Source organism: Pseudoalteromonas sp. NC201, from assembly GCF_002850255.1.
In the GTDB taxonomy this organism is placed as follows: Bacteria; Pseudomonadota; Gammaproteobacteria; order Enterobacterales; family Alteromonadaceae; genus Pseudoalteromonas.
Window position 1 is genome coordinate 138,954 of record NZ_CP022523.1, and the last position, 18,859, is coordinate 157,812.

Consider the following 18,859-nt stretch of genomic DNA (forward strand, 5'->3'; position numbering starts at 1 on the left):
ATTAAATTCAGCGCCTAAAATTAAAGGAATTGAAGAATGACAGAACCAATTCAACTTGCAGTAATTGCCCTTGTCGTTCTGCTAAGTGGTATTTCAAAGTCTGGCTTTGCAGGCGCGTTAGGGGCGTTTTCTGTTCCAATTTTGATGATGGTGTTGAATCCAAGGGACGCCATTGCGTTGATGCTTCCGTTACTTATCGTCGCGGATGTTTTTAGCCTGAAGAGCTATTGGCGCTTATGGAATGTGTCAGAATTAAAGCGGTTATTGCCAGGTACGCTAGTCGGGATAGCTTTAGCAACACTTTTTCTTCAAGGCGTCAGTGAGTTTTGGCTGACGGTTGTGATTGCAGCGATGAGTATAGTATTTGCGCTTAAAAGCTTACTGATTAAAAATACACCTGAAAGTGTTGGGCACTTGAGACTACTGGCCGCGAGCACCTCTACCGCGGCAGGTATCTCCACGACCTTAATTCATGCTGGCGGCCCACCACTCATGGTGTATTTTAACGCTCGAAAGTTGGAGCCAACGGCTTATATCGCGACGGTTGCGGTACTATTTGCGCTGATGAATGTGATTAAGTTGGCTACCTTCTCTGCAACTGGGTTGTTACAGTGGCAACATGTGCTGCTTGCTATCTGTTTTACACCTTTAGCGTTGCTCGGTAATAGACTCGGTGTGCACCTATCGAAACGCTTACCTAAAAAGCAATTTTTGCTGGTGATGAATGGACTACTGCTCATGCTTGGACTGGTATTAATTGGTAAGTTGTTGTGACTGTGTAGGCTTACCAACATGCAGCAAAGTAAATGCCCACAACATGTTGTGGGCATAGAAAACTATAGCTGTTCTTCCATCTCTTTTTGATACTCATCTGCAAGTTGCGACTTTTCACTTTTATCAAGTACCTTACCCGCTCGCTGGAAAAACGCTTGCTCTTCGTCAGCCAAGTGATGCTCAACTTTGTCTTTGAGGTTTTTCAATTTAGTTAGCCAACTAGGGTCGGAAAACTCCGTATTATCCAGTGCCTCAATTAACTCATCAATCTCATGATGCTCGGCGATACCGTGGCGAGAGTCTTCGATCGTCATATCGCTTTCCATTAATGGGGCGTAAAAGTACCTTTCTTCTGCGATGGCATGCGCCTCTAGCGCGTCCTTCAACTCTTTATAGTACTTTTCGCGGACCTTTGAATCACCAGACGTTTCTGCCAACATGTTCAATAGGGCGCGTTGATGATCATGATCTTGCTTTATTGCATTAAAAATTTCCATGTAGATTACCTCTTATTCTAGGGCCTGTTGACCTTTCAAGTTTGTTTTTGCAGCAGTTTGATTGGTATTTATACAAGGCAGAGCCTGCGTAGCATAGTTATTCTATGTAAGTTAGGCGATAACACAGTAGAAATTCCAATCAAGCGCTGCCGTTTGGGTTCGCCTGAGTGCGCTTTGTTCATTGTTGCTCAACTTTTGCCTAGATTACTAGGCGGCAAGTCGAGCGTCGCGATCAAAACACACTCAGGAGAACAAAAATCAAACAGCAAAGGTCAACAGGCCCTAGTTTAAAACGTCTGCTTTGGTGCTGTTTTTAAAAAACGACATGAGTTTGCTTCGATGCGCCTCATTATTCGTTTTAATGATAAGCAGCCACTTGCCCTCTGCGATTTTATTCATCACCGCCTGATTAAATGCATCTTTGTCTGGACGCAAAGAAATAAGGCCTGAAGCAAATAGCCCTAAAAATAAGCCGGGGCTTAATAAAGCGATAAACGTTAAGTAAGGATTAGCTTGTGTGAAAGCCGGTCCATAACTTACCAATAGTCCCGCGATTAGAAAGCCTAATATCACCCCCATGCTGCCAAGGTACAAATGCCAATTAAGCATGTTTTTGGCAAGGCGACTTTCGCTTTTAGGCTCAAGTTTTTTGTCGGCATCTTTGTCATACGGATTAACCAGTTCTAGATGCTCATGTTGAACAAGGTGGCTGTTTAACAATTCATTTTGCAATTTTTCTGCGGCTGCTTTCCCTGTTAGAACGGCCCCAACTCTATGATCTGTGTAGGATAATATTTCAAAAGTATCCATTACTCCTCCTAATTTCGTTGCAGCTTGTAATTATTCAAACTGCAAGTGTTATACCGGGAGAGTAAGATTTCTAAGATATTGAATTTTATTAATAATTTTAGATTTCAGATGTTGTGGGGTTGAACAAATGAAGCACAAGGCAGAAAGAATTACTGAGTAGTTACTACATGTTTTGATACAACATAATGATTATAAAGTTAGTTTAGGGAAGAAATTGGCTTATTTACTCATATTGTATCAAAAAATTTACAAAGGTATGTTTTGTTACTTAATTCAAGATATTAAGTGTGGGTCTATTTTTTAAACAAATGCATGAAAGCATTGCATAAATATTTAAAGTAAATTAAATATTATTAAAATGTTAACTTTGGGGTTTATTTATTTGAATTGCTGCCTAGTCTAATAAGGCGTGGCGAGTGCTAATGGGCTTGCCATGTCTTCTGCAGTTGAAGGAGAAAACAGTCACATTTCATCTAATGTTTTTTGTTAAGCAGTGATGAAAAGGACAATAAAACAACAATACTAGGAGTGTAATTCGTGAAATTATCTACAGTAACTATGGCTACGGCGTGTGCGATTGCGTTTACTTCGCTCAGTGCTCAAGCTGCGACAAAACAATACTTAAACCAGCAAGCTGACATTAATACTATGCTTAAGTCAGCTTCTCAAACAGTGTTGAGTACACAACCAGAAGTGCTGATTGGTTTGGAAAGCGCGAGCCAACTAAAGGAGCTTAAAAGCTTCAATAGTAAAAAAGGTGAAGTAACTAAGCGTTTTCAACAAATGTACCAAGGATTACCAGTGATTGGCGATTCGGTCATTTTAACGTTTGATGATGCCGGTGCGCTTAAAAAGGCTCACGGTGCAGCGGTTTATAACATCGCGGCTGACATCGGTTCGGTAAAACCCAAGCTAAATGCCAAAATGGCATTGAATCAGTTTGAAAAGCAATCGCTTAGTGCAGGCAAAAAGCTTAAAAAACATAACGAGAAATCTCGCCTTGCGATCTGGCTGGATGGCAATTCAACGGCACGTTTAGTCTATGAAGTCACTTTTGTTACTTATGGTGATGAGCCTAAACGCCCATATTTGATCATTGATGCAAACACAGGCGAAGTGTTAGAAAGCTTCAATAACTTGCAGCATGCAGATGCGATAGGCCCTGGTGGTAACCAAAAGACTGGTCGTTACCAATATGGTACTGATTATGGTCATCTAGACGTTGCACAGTCAGGCAATACTTGTACCATGACTAATGCGAACGTTAAGACAATTAACTTAAATCACGGTAGTAGCGGCTCGACTGCACATAGCTTTACGTGCCCAGAAAATACAGTTAAAGAAATTAACGGTGCATACTCACCGCTGAACGACGCCCATTATTTTGGCAATGTAGTATTTAATATGTACAACGATTGGCTCGGCACAGCGCCATTGTCGTTCCAGCTTAAAATGCGCGTTCACTATAGCAGTAATTATGAAAACGCGTTCTGGGATGGCAGCGCGATGACTTTTGGCGATGGTGCGAATACATTCTATCCGTTGGTAAGCCTTGATGTATCTGCTCACGAAGTGAGTCATGGCTTCACTGAGCAAAACTCAGGTCTAGTATACCGTTATAAATCAGGTGGCTTGAACGAAGCGTTTTCTGATATGGCTGGTGAGGCTGCTGAATTTTATATGAAAGGCAGCAATGACTGGTTAGTTGGCCAAGACATCTTCAAAGGCAGTGGCGCATTGCGTTATATGAATGACCCAACGCAAGACGGCCGCTCAATCGATCACCAGTCTAACTATACGTCTAGCATGGACGTTCACCACACTTCAGGGGTGTTCAACAAAGCCTTCTACAATCTGGCAACTACAGCGGGTTGGGATACGAAAAAAGCCTTTATCGTAATGGCAAAAGCTAACCAAATGTATTGGACTGCGAACACCGATTGGGATACTGCAGGTAACGGTGTAATGGATGCGGCATGTGACCTAGGTTATGAACCTGGTGATGTACAAGCTGCGTTAGCAGCGGTTGGCGTTAACTCTAACTTAAGCACAGGTAGTAGCTGTGACACTAACCCACCACCACCTCCTGGTGGCGATGAAGAGTTAACGAACGGTCAGCCTCGTACTGGGATAAGTGGCGCGGCAAAAGAGCAAATGTTTTTTACCCTTGATGTGCCAGCTGATGCGACTAGCCTAAACTTCACCACTTCTGGTGGTAGCGGTGATGCGGACCTTTATGTCAAGTATGGTTCTCGTCCGACGTTAAACACTTATGATTGTAATAGCACAACGTCTACAAGCAACGAAAGCTGCGATATTAGTAACATTCAAGCTGGTAAGTACTACGTGATGGTTGAAGCATGGAATCAGATTTCGGGCGTGACTTTGACTGGTACATACAGCTCAACGGGTGGAACTCAACCAATTGATCGCACTGAGTCTAATATCAGTGTTGCATCTGGCAGTTGGGCACGTTTCACGCAAGATCTAAATGCTAGCTACAGCAATCTTGAAGTGAGTATTTCTGGCGGTTCAGGTGACGCGGATCTATACGTAAACTTTGGTTCTCAATCAACAACGTCGAGCTATCAGTGTCGCCCTTATAAAAACGGTAACAATGAGACTTGTACGATTGCAAACCCGCAGCAAGGTACTTGGTATATTGATTTACGTGGCTATAGCGCAGCAAGCGGTGTAACACTGAATATCAAAGCGAACTAAGTAAAAGTTTAAAGGGAGCGCAAGCTCCCTTTTTATTAGGCCCCAAAAAATCATAAATTTACCTCATTTGAATAATCCTTTTATTTTGCTCAGCGCTTAAATCATGTTGTTATTCAAATGAGTTGAGGATACAACAATGAAATTAACTACACCTATGCTACTGAGCATTGCCTGTTTGAGTGGCTTTTCTGAAGCGTCAGAAGAGGTTTGGGTGACGATGGATGCGAAGTCTAGTCAGCATTTCCAAGTCCATAATTCTATTCGCGGTACTCACTTTGAGCAGCTTTCTTTACCGAACAGTGAAGTCAAAGCGTTAAAAGTACCTGCAAACTTACATTCACACCTGAGTGCATTTATGCACGACGAATATCACCGCTGTGGTGGCTTTGTCGCTCATGACTCTTTAGAGCAGGCGCAAAGCTACCTTGCACAGTTAGAAAGCATAAACCCAAGTGCGACGCTGGTTAACTACAGCATTGATAACCCCGCGCGGGTTAACAGCTTAATCTCAAAAGTCAGTACGGTAAACTTAGACAGCAGTGTCAATTCGCTAACCAGTTTTTATAACCGCTATTATACCTCGCAAACGGGTGTTGATGCCGCTGCATGGGTCAAGCAAACATGGAGCGATATTGCAGCAAGTCGCTCAGATATTAGTGTTGAATATTTTAGCCACTCTTGGGCTCAGTCTTCAGTGATTGTCACCATTCCAGGTAGCGAACTGAGCGATGAAATCGTTATTATCGGCGGGCACCTTGATTCAATTAACCAATCTAACTCGAGTGGGCTTGCGCCGGGTGCGGATGATAATGCCTCAGGGATCGCTGTGCTTACTGAAGCGCTAAGCGCTATTATTGAAGATGGTTATCAGCCTCAGCGGACAATCCAAATCATGGGCTTTGCGGCAGAGGAAGTTGGGCTTCGAGGTTCTAAAGCTATCGCGCAGTCTTACAGCTCTCAGGGAAAAAACGTAGTCGGTATGACACAATTTGATATGACTGGCCGCAATGGCAGTAGTGCGGATATTGTGATGATGACAGACTATACAAACAGCGCACAGAATCAGTTCTTAGGCCAATTAATTGAAACTTATTTGCCAAACCTTAGCTATGCCTATGACCAATGTGGCTATGGCTGCTCCGACCATGCATCTTGGTATCAGCAAGGGTTCCCAGCTTCTATGCCATTTGAATCAAGAATGTCTGAGATCAACAGAAAAATTCATACCACCAACGATACTGAATTTGATTCAACACATGCACAAAAATTTGCAAAACTCGCGCTGGCGTTTGTTGCTGAGCTTGGTAAAAATGCGGGTGATACACCTCCGCCACAACCAAACAATAAGCTTGAAAATGGTGTGGCTAAAACGGGGATTTCTGGCGCTTCTAAAAGCCAGCAGTTTTTCACCATGGAAGTACCACAAGGTGCAACTAATTTAAGTTTTACCACCTCAGGTGGCAGTGGTGACGCCGATCTCTACGTTCGCTATGGCTCCAAACCTACTTTGGATACTCATGACTGCAAGAGCACTAACTCGTCTAGTAACGAGCAATGCAATATTTCCGCTGTGCAAACTGGTACGTATTACGTGATGGTAGAGGCATGGAACGCGATTTCGGGGGTCAGTTTGGTAGGACAATACGATACCTCAAGTGGCAATACGCCTATTGACGAAACTATCAATAATATTTCTGTCGCCAGCGGACAGTGGCAGTATTTTAGTCAAGCACTAACCGCGGGATACCAAACCCTGACAATTACGACGTCGGGAGGCACGGGAGATGCGGATCTTTATGTTAATTTTGGCACGCAACCAAATACCAGCACCTACCAATGTCGGCCATACAAAAATGGCAATAATGAGGTATGTACCATCTCCAATCCTCAGGCTGGCACTTGGCATATCGGCCTGCAAGGCTACCAAGCAGCGAGCAATGTAACGCTAAGTATTAGCGCGAATTAATACGCGTTTAAAATTAAGACCAGAGATAAAACCTTGTTTATCTCTGGTCTTAGCGCTTAGTGATACATTGATTTAAAGAGATTTGATTTAATTGATATTCTGCTTCTGATAGACTCAATGAGTTCAATTAGGAGTTGCGTGTGTCACATAAGTTCTCAGTTAAGATATTAATTTATCTTTTATTATTATTTTGTGGGCTGTGGGCAAGTTATTTGTTCAATGTGGCACAGGATGAGGAAAATGTCCTTGGTCAGACTAAAACCAACCTAGAAAAGTTCAATAGTTATATCCAGACTGAATTTACTCGTTATCAAGCTATCCAAACGCAATTGAGTCTAAGCAATTTGGTGCAATCAGGCTTACAGCAAGCAACCGCTATTAACTCCAATGAACTGGACAGATACCTTCAGGACATTCAAATATCCAGTGGTGCGTCAGACGTTTACCTGCTAGACCTCAGTGGAACTGTGATTGCGAGCAGCAACTGGTATTTACCGCATAGCTATAAAGGCAGCAATTTTGCCTTTCGCCCCTATTTTTACGAAACAATCAAGGGCAATGAGCATGTCTCTTTTGCGCTCGGTTTACGTTCCAAAACCCGTGGTTTCTATTTTGCTAAGTCTGTCTATAAAGACGGCTCGCTTGTGGGCGTGGTGGTGATGAAGGTTAACGCCAGTAAATTTGAATCAGATAAAGCCCAGCTTGATACGGGAACTGATAGCCATTTCTTAATTGTGGATGACAATCATATTGTACTGGCATCTGATGTTGAGCAGTGGCGGTTAGCATCATTAGGGGAACTGTCCCCAGCAAAGCGCAAAGAAATTGAATCCTCAAGGCAGTTTGAAAACGAATCTCTGTTTCCGATTGATTGGCGCGTGCTTTCACCAACCAGAGTGAAAACTTCATCTCATGGCAGCGACGCGCTGATGCAAAAGAGGCCGCTTAACAAGCAATACACTCTTTATTTGCTACATGAAGTTGCGCCTATCAAAGCGGCACAGTGGCCGCGGCTTGGGGTAACCGCACTGGTATTGATTTTACTCTTTGTCGTTGTCGAGTACACGTTGAGTAAACTGACAGGATACAGACAACTGCTTTTCAGTCAGCGGAGTTTAGAGGCTGAGGTTGCCAGCCGCAAGCAAGCGCTTGAGCAGGCACAAGATGCACTGATTCGCGCTGCCAAGTTGGCAACCATAGGGCAGCTCAGCGCCAGCATTAACCATGAAATCAATCAACCACTTAGTGCCATGAGTGCGTATGTCGCCAGCGCCAAACGGTTGGCTCAAAAGGGAGACGTAAGCAAAGTAGTCGAAAATATGGTCCTGATCCAATCTTTGATCACTCGAGTGCATAAAATCGTGGCGCAGCTAAAATCATTTAGTCAGCATCATGATAATAAGATGCTGGTGGCCAACCTTAAACACTCTGTAGATAACGCCTTAGTTATAGTTGGGCCTGAACTCAAACGCTACGGTGTAGCAATTCAAAGTGAGGGGCTTGCGTGCAATATCTGGGTTGACCCATTTAAGTTTGAGCAAGTACTGGTGAATATTATTAGCAATGCGTGCCAAGCCATTGTTGAGCAAGATGATAAATGTATTTATATTCGCGCCGTGGAGCATGAAGGTAAGATCCAGCTGTCTATTATTGACTCGGGCGAAGGGATAAAACAGCACGCTTTATCTAACATATTTGAACCGTTTTACACCACTAAATCAGGTAATGGCTTGGGCTTAGGGTTATCCATTTCAAAGCAAATCATTGAATCGTTTCATGGCAAACTCAGTGCCCATAATCATCCTCAAGGTGGTGCCGAGTTTTTAATTAGTTTACACACAAAGAATCCGCAAAATGACTGAAGAGAAAACACTGTTAATCATCGATGATGAACAAAGTATACGAGATGCACTAAAGCAACTATTTGAAATAGAAGGGTACTCAGTGCAGTGTTTTTCCAGTGCAACGCCTGCATTAAAAAAACTTTCTCGTCAGTTTAGCGGTGTTGTGCTTTGCGATATCAATATGCCCGAGGTCAATGGTATTCAATTTTTAGAGCAGGTGATGCAGTTTGATTCTGAGTTACCTGTGGTATTTCTGACCGGCTTTGCGGATGTTGAAGTGGCGGTAAAAGCCATTCAAAAAGGGGCTTACGACTTTTTTGAAAAGCCTGTGTCAGAGCCGCTACTTGATTGCATAGCAAGGGCGCTTGATAAACGCCGGTTGGTGATGGAAAACCGAGAGCTAAAAGCGCAAGTCAAGAAAAAGTCTGCACCGGGGGTGCGGATCTTAGGTGAGACAAAACAAATGCAGCAAATGCTGCACTTGCTTGATGCTGTGATTGATACCCCAGCTGACGTATTGATTGAAGGTGAAACCGGTACAGGAAAGGAATTGGTGGCGCGATACTTACACGACCATAGCGCGCGCTCAAACCATAACTTCGTCGCCATCAATTGTGGTGCGATTCCAGAAGAGCTGATTGAAAGTGAATTATTTGGTGCCAAAAGCGGAGCATTTACGGGTGCTAAAGAGTCTCGCGAGGGAAAATTTTCTTTTGCCCAAGGTGGCACGGTTTTTTTGGATGAAATCGAAGCTATGTCTGCGGCTTTACAAGTGAAGCTGCTGCGCGTTTTAGAAGAGAGAAGTGTGACGCCAGTTGGTAGCAACACTGCGATAGCACTGGACATTAGAGTGGTTGCGGCGACGAAAGTGGATTTACAAACCTTAGTCGCACAGGGTAAATTTCGCTCGGATTTATTTTATCGACTTAACCTCGTCAAAGTGATGATCCCGTCACTTCGTTCCAGAAAAGCTGATATTCCGCTGCTATATAAACACTTTAGCTCCATTGCCGCTACTCGCTTTCATAAACCTATGCAACCAATTAGCCCTGAATTAGAGGCGCAGCTACTGGCACAAGACTGGCCTGGGAACGTGCGAGAGCTGAGAAACCACGCCGAGCGCCACATTTTACTCGGTGGTGCGATGACTACGAGTAACATGCAAAGCAATTTGTCTGACGAAACGTTGAGTTTGGCTGAGAAGGTGAGCTACTACGAGCAATCGCTAATTGAAGAAGCGCTGGCACAAAGCCAAGGCAGCATAAAAGATGCGATGAATTTGCTAAAAGTGCCGAGAAAAACCTTGTACGACAAGATGAACAAGTATGGTTTAAATCGCACTATGTTCACCAATGATGATGGGTGAATTTAGTGACACATTATAGATTTAAGTGTGTGGAAATCCGCACATTTTAGCTGGTGTTAATCTTAGATTTTTATTTATCCATCTGATTTATATTAAAAAATAAACTCTGGTCTCAGAATTGCGTTGTCTTAAGCGACAATAATCAAAAAATGAGACAAGTTATGACAGCAAGTAAATCTTTAGTGGCGTTGGCAGTTGCCAGTGCAACGCTATCAGCCTCTGCGTTAGCCGCAGACTACAGCATTTATGGTAAAGCAGAAGTTCAAATTGCCAACACAGACAAAGGTGTGATGCGTTATACCAAAGAGGGCACACAAATTGACGCACCATTTTCAAGAATTGGTGTAAAAGGCACTCACGGCTTATCAAGCGATCTAAAACTCGTCTACAAATATGAAGTACAAGTTAAAGGTTTTGAACACGACGATACCACCGAGCCATTTTCAGCAAGAAACACCTATGTTGGCCTTGAAGGTAAATTTGGTACGGTTTTAGTGGGCAGAAACGACACGCGTTTTAAATTCAGTGAAGGGAAAATCGATCAATTTAACGAAACCCAAAGTGATATTGCCCAAGTGCTAGCAGGCCAAGACAGAGTTGGTGATTCAATTACCTATTCTTCACCTAAATGGAACGACTTTTCTTTTTCTCTGACCTACACACCGAAAGACGACGCGAGCAACGACGAAACTGGGTTTGCAGCTACCGCAATTTATGGTGACCGAGCATTAAAAAATAAAGATTACTATGTTGCTCTGAGTCATACCGACAGTATTGGTAATTTGGTTGCTACGCGTATCGCGTTGGCTTACAAGTGGCAAAAGCTACAACTTGGTGCCATCATCCAAGACAGTGAAAATCTAGCGAAAGACAAATCAGGTAATGGCTATGTGCTAAGCGCAAGTTATCAACTCGACGATAATTGGCGTCCGAAGCTACAGTTTGCCAAAGACTCAAGCGGATTACGCCACAGTGAAGATGCGACTCAGTGGACGCTAGGTACAGACTATATTTTTGATAAACAAACTAACTTGTATGTAATGGCAACGCAGCTCGACCTTGAAACACAAGACGATACTAGCATCGCTGTTGGTTTAAAATATAAGTTTTAAAGGTTCAAGATAATGACAGAAGAGAATAAAAAAACGATAAAAACGCAGCTGTTTCTGTGGCTTGGTCCCTTGGTAATGTTACTGATCTGTTTGGTTGAACCACCATATGGCATGTCGGTTGAGGCATGGAGAACCGCAGGCTTAGCGTTTTGGCTAGCCTCTTGGTGGATAACCGAAGCTGTGCCTATTCCAGCGGCTTCGTTATTACCTTTGGTTATTTCGCCTTTAGTCGGGATTGCATCTATTAAAGCAGTCGCTGCACCGTTTGCGCATCCTTTGATTTATCTATTTCTGGGTGGATTTTTGCTCTCAATCGCCATGGAAAGGTGGGGGCTGCATAAACGCATCGCGCTGAATACCATGTTGTTCGCAGGCACTAAACCGAGTATACAGATCTTAGCGATGATGGGCGTGACAGCATTTTTATCTATGTGGATGTCAAACACGGCAACGGCAGTAATGATGTTACCGATTGCACTTTCGGTTATTCACTTGGTAAAAGAGCAGGGTGGAGATAGCCAAAGCTTTGCTAAAGCGCTATTACTTTCTATCGCTTATGGTGCCAGTATTGGAGGTATTGCAACTTTAATTGGTACGCCACCAAATGCGTTAATGGCTGCATATTTATCCGACAGTTATCAAATAGAGATTGGTTTTGCCACTTGGATGATGATTGGTGTGCCTTTGTCTTTGGTGATGCTGGCATTTGCTTGGTTCTGGTTGACCAAAGTGACTTACAAGGTTGATAAAGAAGAAATCAATGTTGATACTAAGTCGTTATTTACTTCCCAATTAAAAGCACTCGGTGAAATGTCTCGTGCGGAGAAAGGGGTTTTTGCGGTATTTATTTTAGCGGCAGTATGTTGGATCTTTAGACCGCTAATTGGTGATGTTACGGGTCTTAAATTGTCAGATACTGGCATTGCAATTGCCGCTGCACTGTTACTATTTGTTCTTCCTGCTAAGTCGGGAAGTGACGAACGTATTTTAGATTGGGAAAGCGCTGCTAAGGTGCCTTGGGGGATTTTGCTATTATTTGGCGGTGGTTTATCGCTCGCGGCACAGATCAAATCTTCAGGACTTGCCGATTACATCGCTAACTTACTTGCGGGCGCGGATGCCATGGGCTTAGTGCTTGGCGTGCTAGTTGTTGCAGCGCTTATTACGTTCTTAACGGAAATTACCAGCAATACCGCAACGGCTGCAGGCTTTTTACCTTTACTTGGACCTGTCGCTGAATCAATCACGGGCTCTCCTTTAGCTTGGGTTATCCCTGCAGCAATCGCGGCCAGTTGCGCCTTTATGATGCCTGTCGCAACACCACCAAATGCTATCGTATTTGGCTCGGGTGAGATTAAAATTAAAGACATGATCCGAGCAGGGTTTGTTTTGAACTTAGTCGCAATTGGGTTAATTACAATCGTTACCTTGACTTTGGCAAGGAGCATACTAGGGTTTTAAAGTTGCCATTCTCCACAGGCTGTGTCCATCGAAAGGCAACTCGGTCATACGCAGCCTGCCTCCATAGTAATACCAATTGTGTTAACTCTCCAACCTATTTGAAGGGTAAAATACCGTATTAGCGTCGTTAAAAATTTCTCATTTAGAACAACTAAATAGCAAAATTTTTGCCTAGCTACTAAAGCTATTTTTCCGCTTCAAAATAGTTCATTTACTTAATACAATTGGTATAATACCTAGCTTTTTGAAGATAGACCCGTTGTTTTTTCCTTGCTATATTCGAATTAGACATTAGCAGGACCTGATAATGATTGAAGATAATACCAGCACTCTAATAGCCACATTTACTCAGTTAAAAAGTCGCTTTAACCAAGATCCTTACCCAGCGCTTGAAAAGCGCTTACGTTTACTAGCGGAAATAAAAGCACGTATATTGCAACGGCAAGATCAATTAGTCGAGGCGGCGGATCAGGACTTTGGTACTCGGAGTCGATTCGATACTGTGATTGCAGACATCATGCCTTGCATTAATTCGATTGATTATATCGCTAAGCACCTGCGCAAATGGAGCAAAGTGCAGCATCGTTCACCCGGTGCGCAGTGGCTACCATCTAAGGCGAAAATTGAGATTGTGCCAAAAGGAGTCGTGGGCGTGATAGCCCCGTGGAATTATCCAATTCAGTTGGCGATTGTCCCCGTGATTACCGCCCTCGCCGCTGGAAACAAAGTCATGCTCAAGTTGAGCGAGTTCACTCCCAATGTGAATGCGGTGATAAGAGCCATTTTTAAAGGATTGGATAATGAAGTGTGCGTCATTGAAGGTGGACCTGATATTGCCACGACTTTTACTGAGCAGCCATTTGATCACTTGCTATTTACAGGTTCAACAGCAGTTGGCAAAAAGGTGATGGCGGCGGCGGCTAAAAATCTCACGCCGGTCACCCTAGAGTTAGGGGGGAAATCACCTGTTATTGTGCTTGATGACGCTGATATCAGCGCCGCTGCGATGAGCGTGTTAATGGGTAAGCTCTCTAATTCAGGTCAAATCTGTGTTGCACCAGATTATGTGTTAGTGCACGAAGAAAAATACGACGCATTTATTGCTGAGCTGGAACAGCACTACGAAAAAACATATAAAACAAAAGTAGGTGTAAAAAACCAAACTTCAATTATTAACGACAGACAATTTCAGCGCTTAAATGACATTATTATTGATGCCAAAAGTAAAGGCGCAAATGTATGGCAAGCTGAGCCGGCATGCGACAATCGTCAGCTCCCTCTGCATATCATTACCCAGGTCAACAAAAGCATGAGGGTGATGCAAGAGGAGTTATTTGGAACGATTTTGCCGATACTAAAAATATCCGACTTAAATGATGCGATTAACTACATTAGAGAAGACACCACACCACTTGCGAGTTATTTGTTTACGCAATCTCAGGTTGCTATGAATAAAGTGTCAAAGGAGCTCGCAACGGGGACTCTAGCGATCAACGAAACCATAGTGCACGTGGTTGTTGAGTCTTTACCCTTTGGTGGCCTAGGTCACTCTGGTATGGGTCAATATCATGGCGAAGAAGGCTTTTATACCTTTAGCCACAAAAAGCCCATTCTCCAATCCAATAATACTAAATGGCGCAACAAGATGTTGCTTAGCCATTCGAAGCTGCTTACAAAGCCTTTAGAGTGGCTATTTTTGAGGAGAAAGTAGCGTTAATGTGTTGAGCGAAGCGCCATTACATATTGAGATCCAATGTACTTGAAATAAGACTTAGCCTGAAATATCACTGGTTATTTTTATGGGACTTCACAATATCGACAGATAAAAAGCTGATGCTAGAGAGAGTGCTGGCTCAGCCCAATATTCAGGCTAACACGATACAGGATGACAGTTTCAGTCAGGAAGGAGTTCACATGAATACTAAGGTTAAGTTTACAGCTGGTCGTAATATCGCCATGAAGCTGCCGCCTCATCAGTACGAGGCAACGCTTCAGTTCTACCGCGATGTCATTGGCCTCAAAGAAATAACAGAGCATGCTCCATCGGTTGGTTTTGAGTTTGGCTCCAATAATCTCTGGCTCGACAGCGTACCTGGTATCAGCCAAGCCGAAACATGGCTCGAGATTGTTACCAATGATATTGCAGCAGCGTCAGAGCACCTCAAAGCTGCTGGCGTCGTACGCTGTGATGAAATCGAGCCGTTACCTGAAGGATTTCAGGCATTCTGGGTGTCCAGCCCTGCATCGATTATCCACCTTGTTTGCAAAGACTCAGAGTCATGGAAATAGTAACACCTAACACGTGTGAATTTTCACTGTTCAAACCAGCAAATCAATTTTAATTTGAGAGCAGAGATCCTCATCTAACGTTGGAGGATTGATTGAGGTAGGCAACAATGCAGAATCATAGTTAAAAAGTGCTTGAAATTAAAATAGTTAATGACGAGCTGACACAAAACTGGGGCTATTAATGCTCGTTGTTTTCGCTATCTAATTCCTCTCTTTCTTGCTGTTGGGCTGCGATTTTCTCACGCTCAGCTTTTGAAATATAACGAGGTTTGTTGCTTTTGTGGAGTTTAGCATTAGCACGTTTGTCTTTTTTCTTTAAGGTTTCGTAAATTTTCTTTTTGCGGTTCATTTTCACAGCTCATTATGAATGAAGTGCTAGTTTACCTTAGTGTTAGCGGGTTCAACAATGTAAAAAGATTGCCGCAGTTAACAATGAGCATGACTTTTACCTAGGTGTGATGGTACTAGCTCAATCTCTTAGTAAGTAAAATAATAAGGGCCTCACATGAGACCTTTATTATTTACCACTTTACTTACTTTGTACGTGTTTCAGCTACGTATTTACCGGCTTGAATTCGCTCGTAAATACTATTAGCGAGCTCTTTCGCTTGCTCGATTTGTGAAGGGGAAAGCTGTTTTTCGTCGAGTACTCGGCTCTTTGTGGCTTCAGCATAACCATTAAATTCGGCTAACGTGTTCCATACGTACGAGCGTTCAATATTTTTCTCGACTCCTAAGCCCTGAAAATACATGAGTGCTAAATTAAACATGGCTAAGGTGTAGTTGTTTGCGGCGGCTTTTTCATACCAGTTAAGTGCGTGGCGGTAACTTTGTGGTACACCGTCACCGTTTGCATACATTAGCGCTACGTTAAATTGCGCGGCTGGCATGTTTTTGTTTGCCGCTCTGGTCATTAGCTCAACGTATTTTGAGCGGTCCTTTTTAACGCCGCGACCTTCGTCATACATGACTGCTAGCGCAAACATTGCGTCGGCTTCACCAAGTTTTACGGCCTGTTGAAATAACTCTGCAGCTTTGCGTTGATTTTTAACGACACCATAGCCGCCTTCATACATTACACCGAGTTGATAAATGCCTGGGGCGTAGTTCATTTCAGCTAAATAATTGAATTCTTGTAGTGCTTCTTCGAACCTGCCAGCATTGAGTGCATCTATGCCTTCTTCCAATCCAGCTGTTGCCAAAGGTGCTTGGCTTAAAAGTGCAATGGCGATACATGTTTTTGAAATCCTGCCTAACATCATAGACCTCCTTAAGGTAGCTATGCTAACTATGTTGTTAGTTATTCTAATGCCAGAAACACAGATTTACAAAATACAAATCTAAAATGGCAGATACTGCGTTAATATAAGGTAATAAAAACAAAAATTGAGGCTATGGGATGAAGAAATTAATAGCACTGGCGCTATGTTTACTGTGTTTGGCTGGATGTAGTCAAAGATTGGCCTATAACAACTTAGGATGGTTAGCGAGTTATTATATTTCCGATTATGTTGAGCTGACGGATGAGCAAGAGGAAAAGCTGGAGGCTGATGTAGAATCTTTGGTTGCGTGGCATCGACAGTCAGAGCTACCAAAATACAAATCTCATATCCAATCACTGTTGAAGCACTGGCAAACCATGACAGAGAGTGACATGGTGCATATGGTGTATACCACAAGGAACTATTGGTATTCCGTCGTTGAAGCCGTATATCCCAAGTTAGAAACACACCTAAATTCGCTTAACCGTGAACAGCGAGAAATGCTGATAGCCAACATAGAAAAAGAAATGTTGGACGATGACTGGGAGGAAGGAGACCAATTTAACCGCTACGAGCGTTGGCTTGGTGATTTGAGTGATAAACAAAAGGAGCTTATTAACGAATATTACGAGCAAGGCGAGTTTGCGCGTCAGGTTTGGCGTGCACATGAACAAAGACGATTTAGCCAGTTTAAACAAGCCATGATACTGAGCGGAGTCGAGCAGGTTTCACCTGAGCTGTTGCAGCAAGCGATAGTTACTACACCCACAGCGCTGCCTGAGCGCATCCTAGATATTCAAGCAAGGCGAATAAAAGAGTATGCAAATCTCGCTGTTAAACTTAAAGGCACTATGAGCGGCAAACAAAAGAAGCACTTTAAGGAAGAGCTCGAAGAATTACTCGAGCTCTTGGAATCATTGTAGAGATACCTAGCCAAGTAATTTAATTCTGGTTGGCTTGTTTGGTTTAGCATACTCCAAGCGATTAATACGCTTGGTACTGTGATAGCAGTCTAAACTGGAAATCGCGACACAGTCGAGCGCCTCTATATCGATATAGCCGTCCTCGAGTAGAGCGTTTTCTTCAATGTGAAGAGACTCAATTTCGCCTATTACCAGCTCGGTATCGTTGAGCTTGATGATTTGGTGCTCTTTGAGGCTAAGCCCGTATTTTAATCTGCTTTCCTTGACGAACGGAGCTGGAAAAGCATTTAAATACTCGGAGGTTAAACCTGTTTCCTCAAATTCAGATTGATTCTTTTCATATCTGGCTGAGGTTTGATGGGCTGTCATATAAATTTGAACATTAACTTGATTAATGGTGTATTTTTCAGTCGCTAAGATATTTTCCAATGTGTGCCTAGGTACGCTATGAGGCCTAAAAATCACACCCACGAGCGCCGGGCTGGCACCGAGGTGGAAAACGGAGCTGACGATAGACAAGTTTTCTTGACCTGTCTCATCAACCGTTCCAATTAAGTTAGCGCTTTTGAAGCCTGATAGTGAATTTATCATCAATGCGCGATAACGCTCGTCTAAGGTTTTAATATCGTTACTTGAGAAGTGTTTCATGCTGTGTTCACCATTCAATTAATTTATTTTGCCAGTCAACATAGCTCACCGTACCATCAGGATGACTGTTTGCGATGATGCCACTAAGTTGATGTGCTACAAATTCCGGCGTAAAGAGTTTTTCGTCCGGGACATTGGCTTGAAAAGGTTTTGAAAGTGGCGTGTCGGTAGTACCTGGATGGAACAAAATGAGCTTAATGTTTTTTGCTCGACGCGCAAGCTCGACTGCTGCGGTTTTAAACATCATATTAAGCGCAGCCTTTGAGCTGCGGTAGCTGTACCAGCCGCCCATCTGGTTGTCACTGATGCTTCCAATACGGGCAGAGAGTGCTGTAACTACGCATGACTGCTTACCTTTTAAGACTGGCAATAAAGCTTGTAACCAAAGCATGGGGATCATGGTATTGATATTAAACAGCGCCATGCTGTATTCAAGATCAATGTCCTCAAGCTTTTTCTCTGGGAATGTATCAAACTCGTCATGGAGTAAGCCATTAAAAATGGTGACGCTTTTAATCGTTAACTCTTGCTCGAGAATACGGCTCGCAACTTGTTGAATTTGTGCTTTAGAATAATCACACTGAAAATGCAGGTTATTGGCATGTGAAGCCGCTTTAGCTTGCCTAGACACCGTGATCATTTTTACGTCGGGATTTTGTTCGGTTTGCGCTTGTATAAAGGCATCAGCGATCGCTGAACTTGCACCAATCACTATGATGGCGAAGTTAGTCACGATTGCAATCTCCACTATTTTGTATACTGCATTGATTTGGGACCAGAAGTTTAGAAATTTTCATTCTGTGCCTTGCAAAAAACAGGTAAACGCCGTCTGCAATTGTTCGGATGATGGGTAATCTTAATAACTTGATCCAGCGATGTTTGCCAACTTGACTCCAAGCCGCTGCGGTAACATCTAGTCCTAAAATAAGCTTACCTTGGTTATCATAACCGTGGAGTTTAGTCATAGCCGCTTCATGCTCTATCTTAGGAAACTCGCTCGAGAAGCGATCATCATGAATATTCACAAAATCAATTTTATTGTGTTGATCGAAATGCTTAAGTTCATTCATTTCTCTCACACATAGCGGACAGTTACCATCGTAAAATACAATCATTCGCTCACTCGAATAATACTTATCTTTGTCATGTTATTACGTTAACGTCTTGAAAATAGATCGTTCGCAAA

The 18,859-nt window shown here is 43.0% G+C and carries 17 protein-coding genes; 10 read left to right on the forward strand and 7 right to left on the reverse strand.

Features of this window, described 5'->3' with window-relative positions:
- The first annotated feature begins 36 nt into the window (after positions 1 to 36).
- Positions 37 to 774: a sulfite exporter TauE/SafE family protein gene (locus PNC201_RS18590; RefSeq protein WP_102057978.1), complete on the forward strand. Its 738-nt coding sequence runs from the start codon at positions 37 to 39 to the stop codon at positions 772 to 774.
- A 62-nt stretch (positions 775 to 836) separates the two neighbouring features.
- On the opposite strand, the gene PNC201_RS18595 is transcribed toward PNC201_RS18590, so the two are convergent.
- Together PNC201_RS18595 and PNC201_RS18605 are read right to left on the reverse strand one after the other, a co-directional pair.
- Entirely contained in the window at positions 837 to 1,271 is a 435-nt protein-coding gene (locus PNC201_RS18595) for a hemerythrin domain-containing protein (RefSeq protein ID WP_102057979.1), read from the reverse strand.
- 282 nt (positions 1,272 to 1,553) lie between these two features.
- Entirely contained in the window at positions 1,554 to 2,081 is a 528-nt protein-coding gene (locus PNC201_RS18605) for a hypothetical protein (RefSeq protein WP_102057981.1), read from the reverse strand.
- A gap of 537 nt (positions 2,082 to 2,618) precedes the next feature.
- Between PNC201_RS18605 and PNC201_RS18610 the strand changes: the two genes are divergently transcribed.
- From PNC201_RS18610 to PNC201_RS18645, 8 genes are all read left to right on the forward strand, one after another.
- Positions 2,619 to 4,802, forward strand: a complete 2,184-nt coding sequence (locus PNC201_RS18610; RefSeq protein WP_102057982.1) for a M4 family metallopeptidase — start codon at positions 2,619 to 2,621, stop codon at positions 4,800 to 4,802.
- A gap of 136 nt (positions 4,803 to 4,938) precedes the next feature.
- Positions 4,939 to 6,768, forward strand: a complete 1,830-nt coding sequence (locus PNC201_RS18615) for a M28 family metallopeptidase (protein WP_102057983.1) — start codon at positions 4,939 to 4,941, stop codon at positions 6,766 to 6,768.
- 140 nt (positions 6,769 to 6,908) lie between these two features.
- Positions 6,909 to 8,630 (forward strand): sensor histidine kinase, encoded by a 1,722-nt coding sequence (locus tag PNC201_RS18620; RefSeq protein ID WP_102057984.1) that lies wholly within the window; start codon positions 6,909 to 6,911, stop codon positions 8,628 to 8,630.
- The gene (locus tag PNC201_RS18625) at positions 8,623 to 9,978 is read left to right on the forward strand and encodes a sigma-54-dependent transcriptional regulator (RefSeq protein ID WP_102057985.1); all 1,356 of its coding nucleotides are present in this window, start codon (positions 8,623 to 8,625) and stop codon (positions 9,976 to 9,978) included. Before PNC201_RS18620 ends, PNC201_RS18625 begins: the two co-directional genes overlap by 8 nt.
- A 161-nt stretch (positions 9,979 to 10,139) precedes the next feature.
- On the forward strand, positions 10,140 to 11,090 hold the full coding sequence (locus PNC201_RS18630) for a porin (RefSeq protein WP_102057986.1): 951 nt from the start codon (positions 10,140 to 10,142) through the stop codon (positions 11,088 to 11,090).
- Between the two features lie 12 nt (positions 11,091 to 11,102).
- Positions 11,103 to 12,551, forward strand: a complete 1,449-nt coding sequence (locus PNC201_RS18635) for an SLC13 family permease (protein ID WP_102057987.1) — start codon at positions 11,103 to 11,105, stop codon at positions 12,549 to 12,551.
- A 307-nt stretch (positions 12,552 to 12,858) separates the two neighbouring features.
- The gene (locus PNC201_RS18640; RefSeq protein WP_102057988.1) at positions 12,859 to 14,262 is read left to right on the forward strand and encodes a coniferyl aldehyde dehydrogenase; all 1,404 of its coding nucleotides are present in this window, start codon (positions 12,859 to 12,861) and stop codon (positions 14,260 to 14,262) included.
- Between the two features lie 203 nt (positions 14,263 to 14,465).
- A complete protein-coding gene (locus PNC201_RS18645) occupies positions 14,466 to 14,840 on the forward strand; it encodes a glyoxalase/bleomycin resistance/dioxygenase family protein (protein ID WP_010605320.1) in 375 nt (124 codons plus the stop codon).
- Between the two features lie 178 nt (positions 14,841 to 15,018).
- Here the strand turns inward: PNC201_RS18645 and PNC201_RS18650 are convergent, their stop codons facing one another.
- Positions 15,019 to 15,189 carry a DUF2986 domain-containing protein gene (locus PNC201_RS18650; RefSeq protein WP_102057989.1) on the reverse strand — a complete coding sequence of 57 codons (171 nt, stop codon included), beginning with the start codon at positions 15,187 to 15,189 and terminating at the stop codon, positions 15,019 to 15,021.
- 184 nt (positions 15,190 to 15,373) lie between these two features.
- Positions 15,374 to 16,099 carry a tetratricopeptide repeat protein gene (locus tag PNC201_RS18655; RefSeq protein WP_102057990.1) on the reverse strand — a complete coding sequence of 242 codons (726 nt, stop codon included), beginning with the start codon at positions 16,097 to 16,099 and terminating at the stop codon, positions 15,374 to 15,376.
- Between the two features lie 140 nt (positions 16,100 to 16,239).
- Between PNC201_RS18655 and PNC201_RS18660 the strand changes: the two genes are divergently transcribed.
- Entirely contained in the window at positions 16,240 to 17,025 is a 786-nt protein-coding gene (locus PNC201_RS18660) for a DUF6279 family lipoprotein (protein WP_102057991.1), read from the forward strand.
- A 6-nt stretch (positions 17,026 to 17,031) separates the two neighbouring features.
- Here PNC201_RS18660 and PNC201_RS18665 read toward each other — a convergent pair whose 3' ends face one another.
- Genes PNC201_RS18665 through PNC201_RS18675 form a run of 3 tightly spaced genes read right to left on the reverse strand, consistent with a single transcriptional unit; the run spans position 17,032 to position 18,788 of the window.
- Positions 17,032 to 17,673: a flavin reductase family protein gene (locus PNC201_RS18665; protein ID WP_102057992.1), complete on the reverse strand. Its 642-nt coding sequence runs from the start codon at positions 17,671 to 17,673 to the stop codon at positions 17,032 to 17,034.
- 7 nt (positions 17,674 to 17,680) lie between these two features.
- Positions 17,681 to 18,406, reverse strand: coding sequence for an SDR family NAD(P)-dependent oxidoreductase (locus PNC201_RS18670; protein ID WP_010605325.1), 726 nt, complete (start codon positions 18,404 to 18,406; stop codon positions 17,681 to 17,683).
- The gene (locus PNC201_RS18675; protein WP_102057993.1) at positions 18,399 to 18,788 is read right to left on the reverse strand and encodes a thiol-disulfide oxidoreductase DCC family protein; all 390 of its coding nucleotides are present in this window, start codon (positions 18,786 to 18,788) and stop codon (positions 18,399 to 18,401) included. The genes PNC201_RS18670 and PNC201_RS18675 overlap by 8 nt, the downstream gene beginning before the upstream one ends.
- Between the last annotated feature and the right edge of the window lie 71 nt (positions 18,789 to 18,859).

Coding starts and splice junctions, on each gene's coding strand:
- PNC201_RS18630 (WP_102057986.1), top strand. CDS start 10,140: ATGACAGCAAGTAAATCTTTAGTGGCGTTGGCAGTTGCCAGTGCAACG.
- PNC201_RS18635 (WP_102057987.1), top strand. CDS start 11,103: ATGACAGAAGAGAATAAAAAAACGATAAAAACGCAGCTGTTTCTGTGG.
- PNC201_RS18595 (WP_102057979.1), bottom strand. CDS start 1,271: ATGGAAATTTTTAATGCAATAAAGCAAGATCATGATCATCAACGCGCC.
- PNC201_RS18645 (WP_010605320.1), top strand. CDS start 14,466: ATGAATACTAAGGTTAAGTTTACAGCTGGTCGTAATATCGCCATGAAG.
- PNC201_RS18590 (WP_102057978.1), top strand. CDS start 37: ATGACAGAACCAATTCAACTTGCAGTAATTGCCCTTGTCGTTCTGCTA.
- PNC201_RS18655 (WP_102057990.1), bottom strand. CDS start 16,099: ATGTTAGGCAGGATTTCAAAAACATGTATCGCCATTGCACTTTTAAGC.
- PNC201_RS18605 (WP_102057981.1), bottom strand. CDS start 2,081: ATGGATACTTTTGAAATATTATCCTACACAGATCATAGAGTTGGGGCC.
- PNC201_RS18615 (WP_102057983.1), top strand. CDS start 4,939: ATGAAATTAACTACACCTATGCTACTGAGCATTGCCTGTTTGAGTGGC.
- PNC201_RS18665 (WP_102057992.1), bottom strand. CDS start 17,673: ATGAAACACTTCTCAAGTAACGATATTAAAACCTTAGACGAGCGTTAT.
- PNC201_RS18640 (WP_102057988.1), top strand. CDS start 12,859: ATGATTGAAGATAATACCAGCACTCTAATAGCCACATTTACTCAGTTA.
- PNC201_RS18660 (WP_102057991.1), top strand. CDS start 16,240: ATGAAGAAATTAATAGCACTGGCGCTATGTTTACTGTGTTTGGCTGGA.
- PNC201_RS18675 (WP_102057993.1), bottom strand. CDS start 18,788: ATGATTGTATTTTACGATGGTAACTGTCCGCTATGTGTGAGAGAAATG.
- PNC201_RS18650 (WP_102057989.1), bottom strand. CDS start 15,189: ATGAACCGCAAAAAGAAAATTTACGAAACCTTAAAGAAAAAAGACAAA.
- PNC201_RS18625 (WP_102057985.1), top strand. CDS start 8,623: ATGACTGAAGAGAAAACACTGTTAATCATCGATGATGAACAAAGTATA.